The organism is uncultured Pontibacter sp., assembly GCF_947495565.1.
Taxonomy (GTDB): domain Bacteria; phylum Bacteroidota; class Bacteroidia; order Cytophagales; family Hymenobacteraceae; genus Pontibacter.
Genome location: NZ_CANLZM010000003.1, coordinates 342810 through 360747, shown reverse-complemented (window position 1 = coordinate 360747; position 17938 = coordinate 342810). Strand labels below are relative to the sequence as shown.

General features: G+C 47.8%; 16 protein-coding genes. 10 read left to right on the top strand and 6 right to left on the bottom strand.

The window, feature by feature from the left end; all coding sequences use genetic code 11:
• Positions 1-52: 52 nt before the first annotated feature.
• Positions 53-1141, bottom strand: a complete 1089-nt coding sequence (locus Q1B04_RS06210) for a bifunctional 3-deoxy-7-phosphoheptulonate synthase/chorismate mutase type II (protein ID WP_299756902.1) — start codon at positions 1139-1141, stop codon at positions 53-55.
• Positions 1142-1364: 223 nt separating this feature from the next.
• Between Q1B04_RS06210 and Q1B04_RS06205 the strand changes: the two genes are divergently transcribed.
• Positions 1365-2552, top strand: coding sequence for a proline dehydrogenase family protein (locus tag Q1B04_RS06205; protein ID WP_299756899.1), 1188 nt, complete (start codon positions 1365-1367; stop codon positions 2550-2552).
• Between the two features lie 167 nt (positions 2553-2719).
• On the opposite strand, the gene Q1B04_RS06200 is transcribed toward Q1B04_RS06205, so the two are convergent.
• Complete coding sequence (locus Q1B04_RS06200) at positions 2720-2908, bottom strand: hypothetical protein (RefSeq protein WP_299756896.1); 189 nt, start codon at positions 2906-2908, stop codon at positions 2720-2722.
• 146 nt (positions 2909-3054) lie between these two features.
• Between Q1B04_RS06200 and Q1B04_RS06195 the strand changes: the two genes are divergently transcribed.
• The 7 genes from Q1B04_RS06195 to Q1B04_RS06165 all read left to right on the top strand — a co-directional run bounded on the left by Q1B04_RS06195 (position 3055) and on the right by Q1B04_RS06165 (position 8669).
• Positions 3055-3627, top strand: coding sequence for a sigma-70 family RNA polymerase sigma factor (locus tag Q1B04_RS06195; RefSeq protein WP_299756894.1), 573 nt, complete (start codon positions 3055-3057; stop codon positions 3625-3627).
• 33 nt (positions 3628-3660) lie between these two features.
• Positions 3661-4749 (top strand): S1C family serine protease, encoded by a 1089-nt coding sequence (locus tag Q1B04_RS06190; protein WP_299756892.1) that lies wholly within the window; start codon positions 3661-3663, stop codon positions 4747-4749.
• A 159-nt stretch (positions 4750-4908) separates the two neighbouring features.
• Positions 4909-5649 carry a fasciclin domain-containing protein gene (locus Q1B04_RS06185; protein WP_299756889.1) on the top strand — a complete coding sequence of 247 codons (741 nt, stop codon included), beginning with the start codon at positions 4909-4911 and terminating at the stop codon, positions 5647-5649.
• Between the two features lie 283 nt (positions 5650-5932).
• Positions 5933-6598 carry a fasciclin domain-containing protein gene (locus Q1B04_RS06180; protein ID WP_299756886.1) on the top strand — a complete coding sequence of 222 codons (666 nt, stop codon included), beginning with the start codon at positions 5933-5935 and terminating at the stop codon, positions 6596-6598.
• Between the two features lie 162 nt (positions 6599-6760).
• Positions 6761-7297 (top strand): hypothetical protein, encoded by a 537-nt coding sequence (locus Q1B04_RS06175; protein WP_299756885.1) that lies wholly within the window; start codon positions 6761-6763, stop codon positions 7295-7297.
• Positions 7298-7589: 292 nt separating this feature from the next.
• A complete protein-coding gene (locus Q1B04_RS06170; RefSeq protein WP_299756883.1) occupies positions 7590-8021 on the top strand; it encodes a response regulator in 432 nt (143 codons plus the stop codon).
• Positions 8022-8072: 51 nt separating this feature from the next.
• Complete coding sequence (locus Q1B04_RS06165; RefSeq protein ID WP_299756881.1) at positions 8073-8669, top strand: DUF4142 domain-containing protein; 597 nt, start codon at positions 8073-8075, stop codon at positions 8667-8669.
• Here Q1B04_RS06165 and Q1B04_RS06160 read toward each other — a convergent pair.
• On the bottom strand, positions 8656-9288 hold the full coding sequence (locus Q1B04_RS06160; RefSeq protein WP_299756878.1) for an arylesterase: 633 nt from the start codon (positions 9286-9288) through the stop codon (positions 8656-8658). The two genes, Q1B04_RS06165 and Q1B04_RS06160, sit on opposite strands and share 14 nt — an antisense overlap.
• A 106-nt stretch (positions 9289-9394) precedes the next feature.
• Positions 9395-9847, bottom strand: coding sequence for a PA2169 family four-helix-bundle protein (locus Q1B04_RS06155; protein ID WP_299756876.1), 453 nt, complete (start codon positions 9845-9847; stop codon positions 9395-9397).
• 246 nt (positions 9848-10093) lie between these two features.
• Between Q1B04_RS06155 and Q1B04_RS06150 the strand changes: the two genes are divergently transcribed.
• On the top strand, positions 10094-12202 hold the full coding sequence (locus Q1B04_RS06150; protein ID WP_299756873.1) for a carboxy terminal-processing peptidase: 2109 nt from the start codon (positions 10094-10096) through the stop codon (positions 12200-12202).
• Between the two features lie 233 nt (positions 12203-12435).
• A complete protein-coding gene (gene ggt / locus Q1B04_RS06145) occupies positions 12436-14025 on the top strand; it encodes a gamma-glutamyltransferase (RefSeq protein ID WP_299756954.1) in 1590 nt (529 codons plus the stop codon).
• Here ggt and Q1B04_RS06140 read toward each other — a convergent pair.
• Positions 14022-14426 carry a hypothetical protein gene (locus tag Q1B04_RS06140; protein ID WP_299756870.1) on the bottom strand — a complete coding sequence of 135 codons (405 nt, stop codon included), beginning with the start codon at positions 14424-14426 and terminating at the stop codon, positions 14022-14024. The two genes, ggt and Q1B04_RS06140, sit on opposite strands and share 4 nt — an antisense overlap.
• Before the next feature lie 129 nt (positions 14427-14555).
• A complete protein-coding gene (locus Q1B04_RS06135) occupies positions 14556-17612 on the bottom strand; it encodes an Ig-like domain-containing protein (protein WP_299756867.1) in 3057 nt (1018 codons plus the stop codon).
• Between the last annotated feature and the right edge of the window lie 326 nt (positions 17613-17938).

The following is a 17938-nucleotide window of genomic DNA, read 5'->3' as shown; positions in this document are numbered from 1 at the left end:
ATCCAATAAACCATCCATTTAACATTTAACAATACAGCAATTCAATAATTAATTAAACGCCGTCCAGGATCTGGGTTTGCTTACGGATAGATTCCACGTGGATCAGCTTATAAAGCTCTTCTATAAAGGCAGCATGCAGCCCGGCATCTTCGGCCCACTCGCCTCGGCTTCTGAAAATCTCCTTCCATCGCTCCAACTGCAGCACTTGTACGTTATTCTGCTTTTTATAATCACCGATCTGCTCTACCAAGGCCATGCGCTTGGCCAGCGCAGCGATAATATCATGGTCCGCAGCATCTATTTGCAGGCGCAGCTCTTCGGCGCGGTTCTCTAGCTCAACATCGTCGTAGTGGCTTTTGCGCACTTGCAGTTGGCCCAGTATTTCAGCTAGTCTGGCTGGGGTTACCTGTTGCTCCGCATCGCTCAGGGCCTGCTCGGGGTTAGGATGTGTTTCTATCATCACGCCATCATACCCCAGGTCCAGCGCCTTCTGCGATACCGGGAAAATCAGCTCCCGCTTGCCCCCGATATGGCTGGGGTCCACAATAACCGGCAGGCTTTGGTAACGGGCCTTCAGCTCAATCGGGATCTGCCACACCGGCACATTTCTATACTTTGATTTTTGATAAGACGAGAAACCACGATGGATAGCCGCCATATCACTCACGCCAGCATGGTAAATACGCTCTATTGCCCCAATCCACAGCGCCAGGTCAGGGTTTACAGGGTTTTTAATCATCACCGGCACCTTTACACCTTTCAAGGCATCGGCAATTTCCTGCACGGCAAAAGGGTTTACCGTGGTACGCGCGCCTATCCAGAGCACATCTACCTCCTGCTTCAGCGCCTCCTCTACATGGCGGGCAGTGGCGACTTCGGTGGTTACTTTCATGCCCAACTCCCGCTTTACACGGTTAAGCCAAAGCAGCCCTTCAGACCCCACGCCTTCAAAACTGCCGGGGCGGGTACGGGGCTTCCAGATGCCCGCCCGGAATAAATGTATACGCTGCTGCTTCAGCGCCTGTGCTGTCTGCATCACCTGCTCTTCAGTTTCGGCGCTGCACGGGCCTGCTATTACCAGCGGTTGCCCCTGCCCTGCCAGCAGTTCTGTAAAAAAAGAATGTTTCTGATTAAACTTCATCAATTGCGTGTATTGTTACAAAGGTAGCCGATGCGGCGCAAAAAGGCAGCAACAAAGTATAAATTACCGAGGCATATGCTCCAAATCGCCCTTACAGCTAAACAGCAAACCTGGGCCGGGTGTTTATACTTTGGGCAAAGTATAAATTTAGCTAACGCTCCTCTCCTTTAGGGTTGTGTACTAGGCCCGAAGCGCTATCTTTGCACCACTAATACTACCTTACATGAACCTGATTACCAAAGTGTCTTTCGACGATACAGCTGTCGCTTTCTCATCTAAATCCGACGCTGAGCTATATAAGATGTACCTGCTGTTTAAATCCATGAACAGCAACGTGTTTGTAAAGGCCGGCGGCGCTCTGCTAAGCACAGCCCTTACCCTGCACCTGCCGGTTAAGTTTATTATCAAGCCTACTATTTTTAACCACTTCTGCGGCGGCGAAACGATTGAGGAGTCGGAGCGTGCGATACAGGAGCTGGCAAAGTATAACATCGGCACTATTCTGGATTATTCTGTGGAGGGCGAGGGCGACGAGAAAAGCTTTGACGCTACCCGCGATGAGCTGCTGCACGGCATTGAAAAAGCACACGGCAACAAAAATATTCCGTTCTCAGTGTTTAAGATCACCGGCCTGATCGACATCAACCTGCTGGAGAAGGTGCAAAAGAAGCAGGAGCTTTCGGCAACCGAGCGCGCCGCTTTCGAGCGCGGCCGCGACCGTGTAAATGAAATCTGCAAAAGTTGCTACCAGCGTGATGTGCGCGTATTTATTGATGCCGAGGAAAGCTGGATTCAGGAGACGATTGACAACCTGACCTATGAGATGATGGAGCTCTATAACAAGGAGAAAGCCAACATCTATAACACCTACCAGCTCTACCGCCACGACAGGCTGGATGTGCTGCAGCAGGATTATGAGAATGCCATAAAGGGTGGCTACTACCTGGGAGCCAAGTTGGTTCGTGGTGCTTACATGGAGAAGGAGCGAAAGCGTGCGCAGCTGGAGGGCTACCCAAGCCCGATCAACCCTACAAAAGAGGCTTCAGACGAACTGTTCGATAACGCCCTTCGCTTCTGCATAAAGCACATAGACCGTATTGCTTTTTGCAACGGCACACACAACGAGGCCAGCTGCTACCTGCTCATGGATCTGATGGAAGAGTATAACATTGCCCCGAACGATCCGCGCGTGTACTTTGCACAGCTTTACGGCATGAGCGACAACCTATCTTACAACCTGGCAAACGCCGGCTACAATGTGGCCAAGTATGTGCCTTACGGCCCGGTGGTGGAGGTAATGCCATACTTGCTGCGCCGCGCCAACGAAAACACAGCCATAGCCGGCCAGAGCAGCCGCGAGTTCAGCTTAATAAAAAGCGAAATTGAGCGACGCAAAAAAGTAAAGCGCTAGCCACAGAATATAACAGGAGGGCCAGCTAAAGTATAGCTGGCCCTCCTGTTTTGAGGAAGAAGCATACTTTAGCTGGCCCATAAAAAGCAACGGGCCTTGCGCGTATGCACAAGGCCCGTTGATGTGTTTCAGAACTATAAGCTATTCGCTGTAGTTCTTAGCTATAACTACTGGATAACAGTAGAGTCAACCTCAACAGCAGCAGAATCTTCTACTACTACTTCTTCCTCAACAACTGGAGTTTCTTCTACAACCTCAGTCTCAACAGCTTCAGTCTCAGTAGTTGCTTCTTCGTTGCACGCAGTGAAAGTAACAAGAGCAAGAGCTACGATAGCGAATTGGAATAAATTTTTCATTTTTGTGTTTGTGATTAAGAGTTTTGGTTTCGATTTTGACCTTCATACCGAAAACGGGAAGAGGTAACCCTGCTTTCTGAAAGTTTTTAAAAATATTTTTTTGATGGGTTACAAAACGCCCGCTAGCGTATTAAAATTTGACTGGAATGAAGAAGAGTTTGTATGAGACGGATGAGGCGGTGATAGAGGGCATCCGGCGCAGCGACGAAAGAGCGCTCGCCCACCTGTACAAACTATACTTCCCGATGATCTCTCACTTTATTTTGAATAACAGCGGAACCGATGACGAGGCCAAGGACATTTACCAGGAGGGCGTCATCGTGTTTTACGAAAAGATTCGGGATAACAGCCTGGAGCTTACCTGCCAGATAAAAACCTACCTGTACTCTGTGTGCAGAAGGCTCTGGCTGAAGCGACTGGCAGAGAAAGGCCGCTTTGCCACCAAACTAGACGACTCAGATAGCTTTGTGCCCGTTGAGGATGATACCTTGCAGCACGAGGAGCAGGAAAGGCAGTTTGGCGTGATGGGCGACGCCTTGGAGCAGCTCGGGGAGCCGTGCCGCAGTTTAATTGAGGACTATTACATACGCATGCAAAACATGCAGGACATTACGGATAAGTTTGGCTATACCAATACAGATACAGCCAAGAACCAGAAGTATAAATGCCTGCAGCGCCTGAAGAAGATATTTTTTGCTACCTATAAGCCTGAGGTTTAATCAGGTTAACACTATTCTGGGAGAAAGACTAAGATGTTAGAGTACCGCGCATACGAAGAGATTGAACGCTACCTGAACGGGCAGATGGCCGCTGAGGAAAGGGCTGGCTTTGAGGCACTGCTGCGCACTGATGCACGCCTGGCTGAGCAGGTGCGCGAGCACAGGCAAATGCTACAGGCCCTAAAAGCCTTTGGGCAGCGCCAAGACCTGCGCCAGCAACTGAACACCATTCACAGCCAGATGGAAGTTGAGCAACAGCCGGCCACGCCAAACGGTTGGAAAGTGTTCTGGAACCGCCACAGGCAAACAGTTGCGGTAGCGGCCAGCGTTTCGTTGCTTTCGGTATTCGGTACGCTTTGGAGTGTGCAGCAGATGAAGGCGCCGGTGCAACAGCAAACTGCACGCTATGTAGAGCTGCGCCGCGAGGTGGAGCGCCTCAAAAAAGCGCAGACTGCCATCATCAATGGCATAAACGACGCCAGCAAACCGGCAACCCCACGCCCTGCAGCCTTTAGCGGTACTGGCTTTGCTATTTCTTCCGATGGATATGTGGTAACCAGCTCACACGTTGTGGAAGGCGCAGATTCTATTATGATAGAAAATAAAGCCGGCTCAAAGTATAAAGTTACCGAAGTTTACCGCGACGAGATTCACGACCTTTCTATACTTAAAGTTACTGAAGACACTTTTGAGGGCTTCGGAAAATTGCCTTATACTTTTAAAGATACAGAAAGCGAGCTTGGCGAGAAGGTGTTTACACTTGGCTACCCTCGCGAGGATATCGTGTTTGGAGAAGGCTCACTCAGCTCCTCCTCCGGCTTTGAAGGCGATACTACAGCCTACCAGATATCTATACCGCTTAACCCCGGCAACAGCGGCGGCCCTTTACTTGATGACAGAGGCAACCTGATTGGTGTAATCAGCGGCAAGCAGGCAGGTCAGGAAGGAGCAGCCTTTGCCATTAAATCAGCTTACCTAATGCAGCTGATTAACGAATTGGCTATTACAGGACAAGTGCAGCCTTTAATTTTACCAAAGAATAATACACTTTCTGCTCAAAACAGGCCACAGCAACTCAAAAAACTGAAAGAGTACGTATTTGTGGTGAAGGTGTATAATTAATTAGCGTAAGGCGGTAACCTTTAAGCCCACTTGCTTCTCAGCACACTTTAACACACACAAAATAAGCATCATAGCTCAACATTTTCAGCGCAATTCAGTTATATAATAGTTGAAATTATTACTCAACTATTTTGAGCAACTAATAAAAAACTGAAAGCTATGAAAAAGAGAATGATTATACCAATGGCTCTTGCCGCTACTATGCTGTTTGGCTTTGGCTGCGCGAGTTCAAATGATGCGATGAATGACACTACCGCCATGGACGATAACATGACCATGAGCGAAACCCAGACAATGGCCGGTACAACTTCCGACATGGAAGGAACAGATGATATGCGTACCGATAATATGGCTACATCTGATATGACGGCAACAGCAACATCAGCCGCTGCCTTATCAATGCAAAACACAGGCTCTATAGACGATATGTTCTCTGATATAGATGATACTGAGCAATACGATGTGCTATCGCTGGCGAAAATGGACCCTAACTTATCCACTTTTGTAGCGCTCATTGAGAAGAGCGACTTAGTAAGCGACCTGCAGCGACTAGACGAATATACATTGCTTGCCCCTACCAACGAGGCCTTTTCTAAAGTTCCGAAAGAAAAATTGGAGTCTCTTCTAAAAGAGGAAAATAAAGCCGTTCTGATGAGCGTACTGCAGATGCACGTTTTACCAAGTGAGGTATCCTCGCTACAGTTCCAGAACAACTCGCAAATTCAGGTTGGTGAAGATTCCTACATACCGGTACAGGTAGGTGTGAACAACACAGATATTCGTATTGGTGGAGCCCAGATTGTAAAAAGCAATATTGAAGGTTCTAACGGTGTTATTCATGTTATTGACAGTGTTATACTTCGTGAAAACACTCAAGACACCGATGCTATCGGATATTAATCCAGAGATTGATTTTATTTAATAAGCACGAAAGCCTTCTTTTAAAAGAGGGCTTTCTCTATTTACAGCGGTTATGCCTCCTCAAGTATAAATCAGAGTATTTCTAACGCAGTGATTTATACTTGCTATACATACCTGATTAGACCATCAGCTCAAACCACATTTCATACTAAATACCAGAGCATCAATCGCTTTTTATACTTTCATTTTCTAAAGTACAGTATAAACTGATTAACATTTAGCGGCACAATCATGTAAAATGACTGTACCATACTTATTTACTATGAAAACAATAAAACTACTCTCGGTCGCTTTTATGGCAGCATTGTTACTTTCGGGCTGTGCCAGTTCTGACACCAACGCCACTATGGATAATACAGTGAATGCTCCCGGCGATGCGACAGGCTCAACTACGGAAGATCAATCAGGGCTTGAATCATCCGATTCGCAGTCAACCATGGACCCTGACACAGATATGCCTGCTGAAGACCAGACAAGCGAAATAGTTTCGGCGGATAACCCATTGGGGCGAAAGCCAAATATTGTAGCGCTGGCACAACAAACCCCTGAGTTGTCTACTTTTCTGGAGCTAATTAAAGCGGCGGACATGGTAACTGTACTGGAAAGCCCTGCTCCTTATACAGTATTTGCACCTACCAATGATGCTTTTGCGGCTTTACCTGCGGGCACTGTAGAAGCGCTGAAGCGCCCCGGCAGTAAACCGGAGTTAAGGAGAATACTTCAGGCGCATGTGCTTCCAAACCGCGTACCTTCCAGCGAGATGAAAAACGGCATGCCGATGATAACAGCTCAGGGGGATGAAATTATAGTATCCAGGCAGGGCGATAATATTAGCGTAGGCGAAGCCTCTATATTGGTAATGGATGTGCAGGCATCCAACGGAATAGTACATATTGTTGACCGCGTGCTTGGGCCGCCTGCAGAATGAGCTTAATACAGCCGCTAATCAATACAAAACAGCTTATTAAGCATTCATTGGCTCATATTCGTAACTAACAGGAAAGCTTACCCGTTATACATTACAAAGTTGGCAGACACTAAAATAAGCTTGTCGGCTTTACATGATTATAAAACCAAAACTAAAAAAGCTATGGTAAATAAAACTGATAGTGCGGGCATGATGACCGTAATGTTTAGAGACAGAGAAAGTGCAGAACGTGCCTATGATGAATTAAGAGCACGTGGCTATGATAAAGACGAAATCAATGTGGTAATGTCTGACGAAGGCAGAAAGCGCCACTTCGGCGATGACGACGCTGATGACACTACTGAATTAGGAAATAAATCATTGGAAGGCACAGGAGCCGGTTCAGCAATTGGCGGTACGCTAGGCGCTATTGTAGGTGCTGTGGCAGCTATTGGTACTTCAATAGCAATCCCTGGCCTTGGCTTGGTAGTAGCTGGTCCGTTGGCGGCTGGTTTAGCCGGTGCTGGCGCAGGTGGCTTAACAGGTGGTCTGATTGGCGCACTGATTGGTGCCGGTATACCTGAAGAAAGAGCCAAAGTATATGAGACAGGCGTAAAAGAAGGTAATATCGTGCTTGGTTTCAAACCACACAACGCAGAAGATGCACGCTATTTCGATACGCATTTCCAGCAAAACAGAGGCGAGCATATTTATTATTAATATTTTTAAATAAATCGCTTAAAACCAAAGCGCCTGAAGCTACAAGTAGTAGTTTCAGGCGCTTTTTTTATGCATAAAACAAAAAGCTTTAAACATCCTTCATCCTAAGCATCTAATTTATTTTAGTATCTATTCAAGTATAAATATGCTGCATTGAACACTATTCTCCTTAACTTTGACGTTATAACACAATACCACCGCTACTAACCTTGAGCATTCTAAGTATGGCTTTGCTATTACTTTGTACTACTCAACTATAACTAATCATTAGAAAGCCCAATAGCAGCCAAAAATGTATAAACTGCAACATATTTTAATTATTGATGATGATCAGATCAATAATTTATTTTCTCAGATCATATTGGAGGATGCTGATGTCAGCGATTTGATATCTGTTTGCCACAGTGTGCCGGAAGCGCTGGAATTTCTTCATTCTATTGAGGTTACTAAAGATACTGCTTTTCCGGATCTTATCTTGCTCGATATCAACATGCCTTCTTTGGATGGGTTTGATTTTCTGGACCGTTACCATGCTTTAGGCTTTGCCCAACGCCATGATACGTTCATCTCGATGTTTACTTCCTCTGAGGAGGAAATGCACAAACAAAGAGCACGCAACTATGATGTGGTGGTTGGTTTCATTGCAAAACCTCTTTCCATTCCGTCACTTTCTAACATACTTGCCTTGCACAGCCACACCCGCACAGAAAACAATTTGCCATAGTTTCGTATGCACTAGGGTATAACATTTAATATTCTAATATAACAGCAAACTATGAAAAATGCGATGATAGCCATTTGGTGTGCGGCAGGCACTTTACTCTTTGCCTCCTGCGACTCCGGATCCGGCGAACAGAACACTGACACCAGCGCACAAACAGCCACCATAGCCGGCACTGATTCTACGCTTACAGAAGACAGGCAAGAGTTAATGGCCTTTACCGCCCGCAACAATATGCTGCAAATGGAGCTTGGTAAACTGGCTGCGGCCCAGGGCACATCAGAGGTACTGAGAAGCTACGGTCAGAACCTGGTAGACTGGTACTCCACTAAACAGGAAGAGCTACAAGAACTGGCGCAGGAGTACAAGGTAACGCTGCCTCAGCAGATAGAAGAGGAACATACAGAGCATCTCAACGAACTTCGCGAAGCCGAAAATTTTAACGAGGCGTACTGGGAGAGGTTAACAGAAGCTCAGCAAGATGCCATAGACGAACTTGACGGAGAGCTGAAAGATATGGATGAAGCCGAGGCAACGCCTTTCTCGTTTTGGGCGCGTAATACTTTAAAAGAGCTTCAAGCTCAGTATGAGCAAGCAAAAGGCAGAGAAGTAGAGCTTAAAAGACGCGACACCGGCATTACCCCCGAGTAGACAAGCATCCGCTATACTTATAAACAGAAAGCAGGAAGGCGAGGAGAAATCTCCTCGCCTTCCTGCTTTTATAACAGTTTTTCAGTTTGCCCCAGGTATGCTGTGCCAGCAGCTTCTGCCCCTCCGCGTTCGGGTGCACGCCGTCTGGCAGGTTCAGGTGCCGGTTGCCAGCCACGCCCTCTAGCAGAAAAGGTATAAAATGAATGTTGTTTTCAATAGCCAACTCCCGGAACAGCTTTCGAAATTCTGCGGCATAGCGCCCCGGCACAATATCAGGTATTTCCATGCCAGAAAGTATAATTTTCGCCTCCGGGTTTTTATGTCGCACTTTATTGATGATCTCCTGCAGGTTCTGCGTTGTTTCGCGGGCAGGTATGCCCCTAAGTCCGTCGTTAGCGCCTAAGGCAAGTATAAAAATAGCCACGGGTTCGTTTAGCCAACGGTCTACCCGGTGCACGCCGCCAGCAGTAGTATCGCCGCTGAGGCCACCGTTAAGCACCTTATAATCAGTATACCCCTCCTGCCGTAGCCGCTCCTGAATAATGCTGGGGTAGGCATGGGCGGCAGGCAAACCATAGCCAGCGGTCAGGCTATCCCCAAATATAAGTATGTTCTTCATCTAACTTCTATCTTCTAAAACAGCAAACTCGTTGTGCCACACTTCTTAAAACAAAAAGGGCTGCCATTAGTTGGCAACCCTTTTCAATCTTATGCTTGAACTACTGTTAATCAGCTGATTTTTCCATTTGGCGTAGGCGCTCACAGGTGGCAAGTGAGGCTTGTTTTTGCTTCTCAACCATCTGTACTACATTTTGCGGAAGCTCGGTTCTGTGGTCCAGCGCATCGTTATAAGCTTTCTGAGCCCACTCCTCGCCGGTAAGGTTAGCCTTTATCAGTGCTTCCTCGTCGTTGCCGGTAATTGTTGACTTTACGTCCATCCAGCCACGGAACACCTTACCCTTTGCGGTTGTACTGCTTTGCGTGTCTCCGCCCATGCTGCTAATGGTACTGTTTATCTCATTAGAGAACTGGCGGCTTTGGGTTTTCAGGTCGTTATAGTAAGACTGGTGCGCCGGGTCTTTTGTATGGTTGGCGGCACGCTCGTAACCTTCAATTCTATCGTTCACAAACTGATTCAGTTCCTGTAAAACATCTATGGTTCTTTCGTTGTTATTCATAGTTTTAAGTTAATGGTTTTATAATTTGTACATTATACTATCGGAAACGAAAAAAGCCCGCAAGGAGTTATAATATTAATTGCTGTACCACGTATGTAGTATTTTAAGCACTTGTTTTGTAGGATGCTGGCTTGCGCCACTATGATAAAATATTTTTTTCTCTTACATTACATATTAAATCCATGCGTAAGCCTGTAAGCGGCACCACTTTTGCAATCTAACCTTTAGTTCAACTTATTTAAATAGATGATATCATTGACAACTCGTTTCAAAATAATACTGTCGGTATTGGCTGTCATCCTTGTTACAGGATCATTCATACTCTATAAAAACGGTGCTACGCCAGAGGGTAAGAACGAGATTCTGATCAAAGCTTTGATGCAGGGTTTGAACTCAGGCCACTATCAGCCAGAGAAAGTAGACGATGCCTTTTCTAAAAAAGTATTCAAACTTTACCTGCAGCGGCTAGATTTCAACAAGAAATTCTTGCTAGAGCCAGATGTGCAGCAACTGCAGAAGTATGAAACTGCGATAGACGATGAGCTGAGACAAGGTACTTTTCAGTTTTTTGATCTGTCTGCAGACCTATATGAGCAGCGCATAAAGGATTCTGAAGGATACTACAAAGAAATTCTGGGCCAGCCGTTCGACTTTACCCAAAATGAGCAGATTGAGCTGGACGGCGAGAAGCTTCCATATGCCAAGAACAAGGAAGAGCTGAAAGAAGCGTGGCGCAAGCAACTGAAGTACCAGACACTGATACGACTGGTAGACATGCAGGAAGAGCAGCAGAAGCAGCTGGAGAAGGACCCTAAAGCAGAGCAGAAATCTTTTGAGCAGCTGGAGAAAGAGGCGCGTGAGAAAGTGCAGAAAACATACAGCGACCTTTACCAGCGCTTGGCTAAGATAAACCGCGAAGATCACCGTGCTACTTATATTAATGCGGTTACCAACGTGTACGACCCGCACACAGGATACTTCCCGCCTAAAGCCAAAGCTGATTTCGACATTAACTTTACCGGCCGCCTGGAAGGTATTGGAGCCTCTCTGCAGGAAAAAGATGGCCAGATTAGAGTAATGGAGATTGTGCCCGGTAGCCCCTCATACTTACAAGGTGAGCTAAAGCCAGGCGACATTATCCAGAAGGTTGGCCAGGGTGCAGAAGAACCAATCTTGGTGGAAGGTATGCGCCTGGACGATGCAATCCAGTTTATCCGTGGTAAAAAAGGAACTGAAGTACGTCTGACCGTGAAAAAGCCGGATGGTTCAAATAAGATTATCCCAATCGTGAGGGATGTGATTGTATTTGAGGAAACATATGCTCAGTCTGCCCTGATTGAGGATAAAGATAAAATCGGTTACATTAAACTGCCAGGCTTTTACGCCGACTTTGAGAACAAGAACGGACGCTTTAGTGGTGCTGACGTAAAAAAGGAAGTTGACAAATTAAAGTCAGCCGGCATGAAAGGCCTTATCCTAGACCTTCGCAATAACGGTGGCGGCTCTTTGGCCGATGCCGTGGAAATGGCTGGTTTGTTTATAGAACAAGGCCCGGTAGTGCAGGTTAAAACAGCCTCCGGCAAAGCCGTAGTACTTGATGACCGCGACACGCAAGTGCAGTACGGCGGCCCGCTGGTAATACTGGTAAACTCTAACAGTGCCTCGGCCTCAGAAATTTTGGCAGCAGCCATGCAGGATTATAAGCGTGCTGTAATTGTGGGCAGCTCTACTTTTGGCAAGGGCACCGTGCAGCAGTTCTTTGAACTGGATGAGGCGTTACCTGCACAATTTAACCCTTATAAGCCGTTTGGAGCACTAAAACTGACAACGCAGAAGTTCTACCGAATTAACGGCGGCACCACACAGCTGCGCGGCGTTACGCCAGATGTTGTGCTTCCGGATGCCTATGCTTACCTGGAGTTTGGCGAGAAGGAGCAGGATTTTGCCCTTCCGTTTGATGAAATATCTCCGGCAAAATATAAGCCATGGAACAACGGCAAGCTAAACCTGACGCAGGTAAAATCTCATAGCCAGCAGCGTGTATCAAACAACAACAGCTTTGGTCTTATAAAAGAAAGTGCGGAACGCCTGAAGAAGCAGTCAGACAACACTACCCGCTCACTGCAGCTGGAGAAGTATAAAACGGAGCAGCAAAAGGCAGAAGCAGAAGCCAAACGTCTGGAGGAAGCGCAGAAAGAGGTGCCAGTGCTTGATGTGAAGCGCCTGCAGCAGGATATGCAAGCCTTAGGCAGCGACACAGCTAAACTTGCCCGTAACAAAGAGTTTATTAAGAGCTTAAAGCAGGATGTATACGTGGAAGAGGCCGTGGCCATCATTCAGGAAGATCTGAAATAAGCGAAACCCATCTAGAAGAGAAACGCCAGCTATGTGCAATAGCTGGCGTTTTTTTATATCTTATGTGCCCAAACATCAACACGAACATCATGCACCTGACATCTCCTTTAACTGCTACGGCTAAAGTATGGCTGCTGCTTATAGCGCTGCTCCCTACCCTTTTCAGCGGCTGCGCCACCCTACCACCCAAGGAAACGCCTGAGGCCGCGCGTGGTTATACTTCTGAGAAGGCCATGGTGGTATCGGCACATCCGGATGCCTCACGCATAGGTATGGAGATTTTGCGCAAAGGAGGCAATGCTTATGATGCGGCCATAGCAACCCAGTTTGCCTTGGCAGTGGCTTTTCCGGTGGCAGGTAACATAGGCGGCGGCGGTTTTATGGTTGCCCGTAGCGCCTCCGGCGATATCGTAACCCTCGACTTTAGGGAGACAGCCCCTGGCGCAGCTACGGAAAGAATGTATCAGGATAGTATTGGCAAAGTAGTAGATGGCCTGAGCACTGACGGCCACCTTGCAGTAGGTGTGCCGGGAGCGGTGGATGGCATGGTGAAGATACACCAAAAGCTGGGTTCTCTGCCTTGGGCAGATTTGGTGCAGCCATCCGTAGACCTGGCCCGCAATGGCGTAGTACTCACTCAAAAAGAGGCGCAAGGCCTGAACAACTCAAAACAAAGCTTTATCAACAACAATAAGCACCTGCCTTACCTGGTGCAGGAACAGGAGTGGCAGGCCGGAGATACGTTGCGCCACTCAGACCTGGCCCGTACACTGGAGCGTATCCGCGACAAAGGCCGCGAGGGTTTCTATGCCGGTGAGACAGCTGATCTGTTCGTGAAGGAAATGCAGCGCGGCAACGGCATCATCTCGCATGAAGACCTGGCAAACTATACTTCTGTCTGGCGGGAGCCTGTCACGGGCAGTTACAAAGATTATAAAGTGATTTCAATGGGCCCGCCCTCCAGCGGAGGCATTGCGCTGCTGCAGCTTCTGAAAATGGTAGAACCTTACAACCTGCGCAAGTATGGCTGGCAGAGCACCGAAACCATCCAGCTTATGACAGAGGCAGAAAGACGTGTGTATGCAGACCGCGCTACTTACCTCGGCGATCCTGATTTTGTGGATGTACCGGTAAACGAACTGCTGGACGAGGAATACTTAAAAGCACGTATGGGCACCATGAGCCTGGCGCAGGCCACACCTTCCTCTGCCGTAAAAGCTGGTGAGCTGCCTGTGTATGAGACGGAGCAAACAACCCACTTCAGCATAGTAGACCCTGCAGGCAATGCCGTTTCTATCACCACCACACTTAACGGCGGATACGGCTCTAAAGTAGTGGTAAAGGGTGCTGGTTTTGTGCTAAACAACGAGATGGACGACTTTAGCGCGAAGCCGGGCGTGCCGAACATGTTCGGGCTGGTAGGCGGAAAAGCCAATGCCATTCAACCGAACAAGCGTATGCTCAGCTCCATGACACCCACTATACTTGAAAAAGACGGCAAGCTGTTTATGGTTGTCGGCACGCCCGGCGGCTCCACTATCATGACCTCGGTTTTCCAGACAATCCTAAATGTGGTAGAGCATAACATGGGTATGCAGCAGGCTGTAGCCGCACCGCGCTTCCACCACCAGTGGCTGCCCGACGAAATACAGCACACCGCCGATGCCATACCTGCCGCAGTACGCGCTGAGCTGGTAAGCAAAGGCTATATTTTAAAGCAGCGCGGTCAGTTTGGCCGTGTGGATGCCATACTTGTTTTGCCGAACGGTAAACTGGAAGGTGGCGCTGACCCGCGTGGCGACGATGCCGCAGCCGGTTTCTAGCCTTTGCTTTCGGCCTGCTTTCGCTTCTGAATAAAGCCTGCCACATATACGCCCACAGCGGCTATACCTGTTAACGTCATCAGCCCGAATATGCCGGCCCTGCGCTGCCGTACTTCGGGCTTAAATTTTTGCTTTGCTATTTCTGATGGCGCAATGGCTTTGGAAAAAAGCACACCCGTCATCACGCTCAGCAGCGAAGTCAGGCCAACTGCCGCATGCGCCACACTCTTATCCCCGGACTTGATTCTGGAACTGAGGAGCAGCAAAGTTCCGCCTGCCAACGGAGGAATAAGAGCGGTTTTAGGCCTGTTCTCGTTTAGGAAGTAGCTGGTTAGCCCTGCCCCTACAAGTACGGTGGCGTGTGTATTATTGGCAATTTGTGGTCTGTCTACGATGTTCATCTCAAAATAAATTTATACTTGGTTTACCGCCTTCAGCCCTACTTGGTTTCTCTTTGATTTTGCTGTAAAAACAAAGAAGCCCGCCACATTAGTGGCAGGCTTCTCCTGTAAGTATGGTAATAAATTAGCTTACTTTTTCAGCATTCGGGTTACAAATACCTCTTTACCAGCCTCAATTTTCAGGATATACATACCTTGCTTTAATGTAGCAGCCTCAGCGCTCAGCACCTGCTGCACACCCTCCTGAGAACCGTTTGCTGTAAACAGCACACGCCCATCTATGCCATAAGCAACCAAGGCGATGTTCTTGAAGCCGCGCACACGCTCCGGCAACGACAGTCTCACAAAGTTCTGCACCGGGTTAGGATACACACTAAACTGGCCTTTAGTGGCATCAGCAATGCCAGTTGGCGTTTCCTGCTCAGGGTCGTTGGTCACCAGCTGGAAGCGGGCCATTACCGGCAAGTGGTCTGACGTGGTGCTGCCATAGTTAGCAATGCTGTTCAGGAAATCGTTACGGATAACAATTGAGTTAGCAATGTACTCATCCTCCAGGCTCTGCGAAATCAGGATGTGATCCAGGAAGCTCTTATACGAGCCAACCAGGTTGTAAGCCCCTGTCAAGCTCAGCTCATAGGTGAGGGCTTTGTAGTTGCTATCGTCCACAAAAACTTTGTAAGACGACGGGCCGGCACCGGCCACTACAGATTCGTCAATATCATCATTGAAGTCGCCGAGCATAACCAGGTTGGTGTTGCCGTACTGGGCATCAAGCGAGTCTTTCAGCACCTGCACATCATACTTGCGTCTGTCGTACTGCGTAATGTCATCGCCGCTGTTGGCTTTGGCATGTATGTTAACTACGTTGATGTACTGGCGAACTCCGTTGATGTTGGTTTCGAACTGCACCAGGTACGGCAGACGGCCGCTTGCCCAGAAAGTTGAGCTACTAGAAGGATACCCTGGCAATGTTGTTCTACCGGCTTTGATATCAGCATACAATTTAGAAAGCAGCGTTTTCTCTTTTCTTACAGTAAGTATCTCTGGCCTGTAAAGTACTCCGGTGCGCTGTGAGTTGCTGTAGAGCCACTCCGTATCCATATCCTCATACTTATAGCCAAGCTCCTCTGCCAGTTGCTTGATTAGGTTAACGTCTACAATCTCCTGCACCGCAATTATATCAGCGTTCAACGCAGTTATGCCTTGTTTAGCGTTTTCGTACTGCAATGCCTCGTTGCTCGGCCCATTGCTGGTGGAGCCAAACCACTCCAGGTTCCAGGTGGCAATATCCAATGTGTTGTCGTAGCTTAATGCCGAACCCTGCAGCATACCGTGCTCCTTGTTCAGCTCGTTGCCGCTGGTAAAGGTAATAGCACCTGCAAACACTGCCGCCGAAGACGGTTTAAAGCGCACGTATACTTTGTTTTGGGCTGCAGCCTCCTCAGCAGTATAAGACAGGCTCTGCTGGAAGGCAACGTTGTCTTTGGACAGCTCGAAGCTGGCCGGAGCGGTAAGCACCACCTCCTGCGCATAGCCAATGGCGTTAAAAGTAAACTCCTGCGCCTCTGATGTGTTACCAACCGCCACAAGGCCAAAGTTGATATTCAGCTCATCCACAGAGAATATTGTGGAAGCATTTTCTATTTTGAAATTGTCCAGCGTCCAACGAGAAGCACCGGCATCGCTGTCAGAAAAGTATACAAAGGCAATGTGCGTACCTTCTGATTTATAAGCTGTCAGGTTGATGTTCTGCAGCAGTTTCCAGGTATCCGTGTTGTCCGACGGAAGCGTCAGCAGCTCTGTCCAGGTGGCCGCTGATGGGTCGCCGGTGCCGCTGTAGTTTGTTGATACCTTTACCTGCAGCGCAGCGCCGCTGTATTTGGTTGCGTAATTTACTGACATTGCCGGCAGCTCAAGGCCCTGCAGGTTATAGGCAGGAGAGATCAGCCAGTCTTCGTTTACTTTTACGCCGCCGTTGTAGCCGTTCATCTGCACACCGAAAGAGTTGTCAGCGCCATACTGGGTACAAGCCCACGTCTCAGATCCGGTTACGCTGTAGTGCATCCAGTTGCCTGATAGCGTTGTGCTGGCATCCGGAGAGCAGTTGTCAAAACTCTCAAAGTAGCTATCAGCCACAGGCATCCCTACTCCTTGCGTTGTGAAAGCCCAGTTGCCGGCTGCTATTTCAGCTGTAGAATTACCGGCTGCATCTTTAAAAGAATTTGCTGCCAGGGCTATACTATAGCTGGTTTCTGGTGCTAAAGTATAATTAACGGTAACGGCTCCGCCATTTATACTTACTTTATCAGCATCATTGGCAGCTATTTGGGTAGTAGTACCAGCTGTTACGTTGGTGATAATGATAACGCCTACCGCGTCTGCCACTACAGCTTCGTCGAACGTGAGCAACAGTTTACTGTTAACCGATACACCTTCGCCGCCATTTACCGGAGAAAGGCTTACCACTGCTGGCGCTGTTTCGTCTACGGGAATCGGCTCGTCGCTAGATGTAATTGAAAAATCATCCAACGCATACATACCATCACTTCCTCCATCATTAGCATCAGTCCAACGGATCCAGAGAGTAATACCTTCATTCCAGGTAACGCCTGCCAGACTTGCGGCAATACTGGTTTTATTTACATTGCCATCAACTCCTTCAGCTGTTGATGATGTTGTTAATATCTCAATTAGATTTAGTGCAGGCACAGGCACCCATGTAGCTGTCTCGTCATTGATAGAAGACGCATTCAGGCTGTATTCGAAAACAACCACCTCATTCACATCGCTACTACTGCCACTTCTCCATTGTTCTGCTACGCCAGTTAATTTAACTCCTGCTAAAGCAGCACCAGTATTATTAATAAAGCTGGCTCCAAAGCGAGGAACAGTCGATCCAGAGGCTAGCGTAGCCAAGGCACGGTCTGAACTGTTAGACGAACCTACGCTATATACAGATCCAGAGTTGTCTGATCCATCTGACTGCTTGGGAGTCAGTTCTGCTCCTGCTGTGCCACTACCTGAGAAACGAACAGCATTCCATCCGGCAGGTAACGAGGTAGTCATGCCGTCAAAATTCTGGTTGTAAGGGAGGGAATTAACGGAAGCCTGCCCCAGCACTTGTGTACTGCCAAGCATAGCAAAGCCCGCTACAAGAGCTCCTAGCTTTTGTAAATGTTTACTCATAAAATATTTGATTGATTTGGGTTGACAACAAATATGGCAACAGGCGCTGCTGCTGCAAAAAAAGGAAGTGCAAGACTGTAGGTATGGCGCCTGACATATCCTGCAAAATTAGAAATGTAAATGGTATGTTGTGTTATTAAATTCTTAACAAACCCCTGAGTACAACCTTTGCCCGCCTCAGCAGCTAATAAAATTATAAAAGTACAATTATTCAGCAATCTATAATAACAAGTTCAAGCACTAGAGCGGCTATAGTTAAGCAGCATCCAAAACGCTGCTGCAATGCTTTATTACGAACATTTCAACATCCCATACAACCAGCTGTA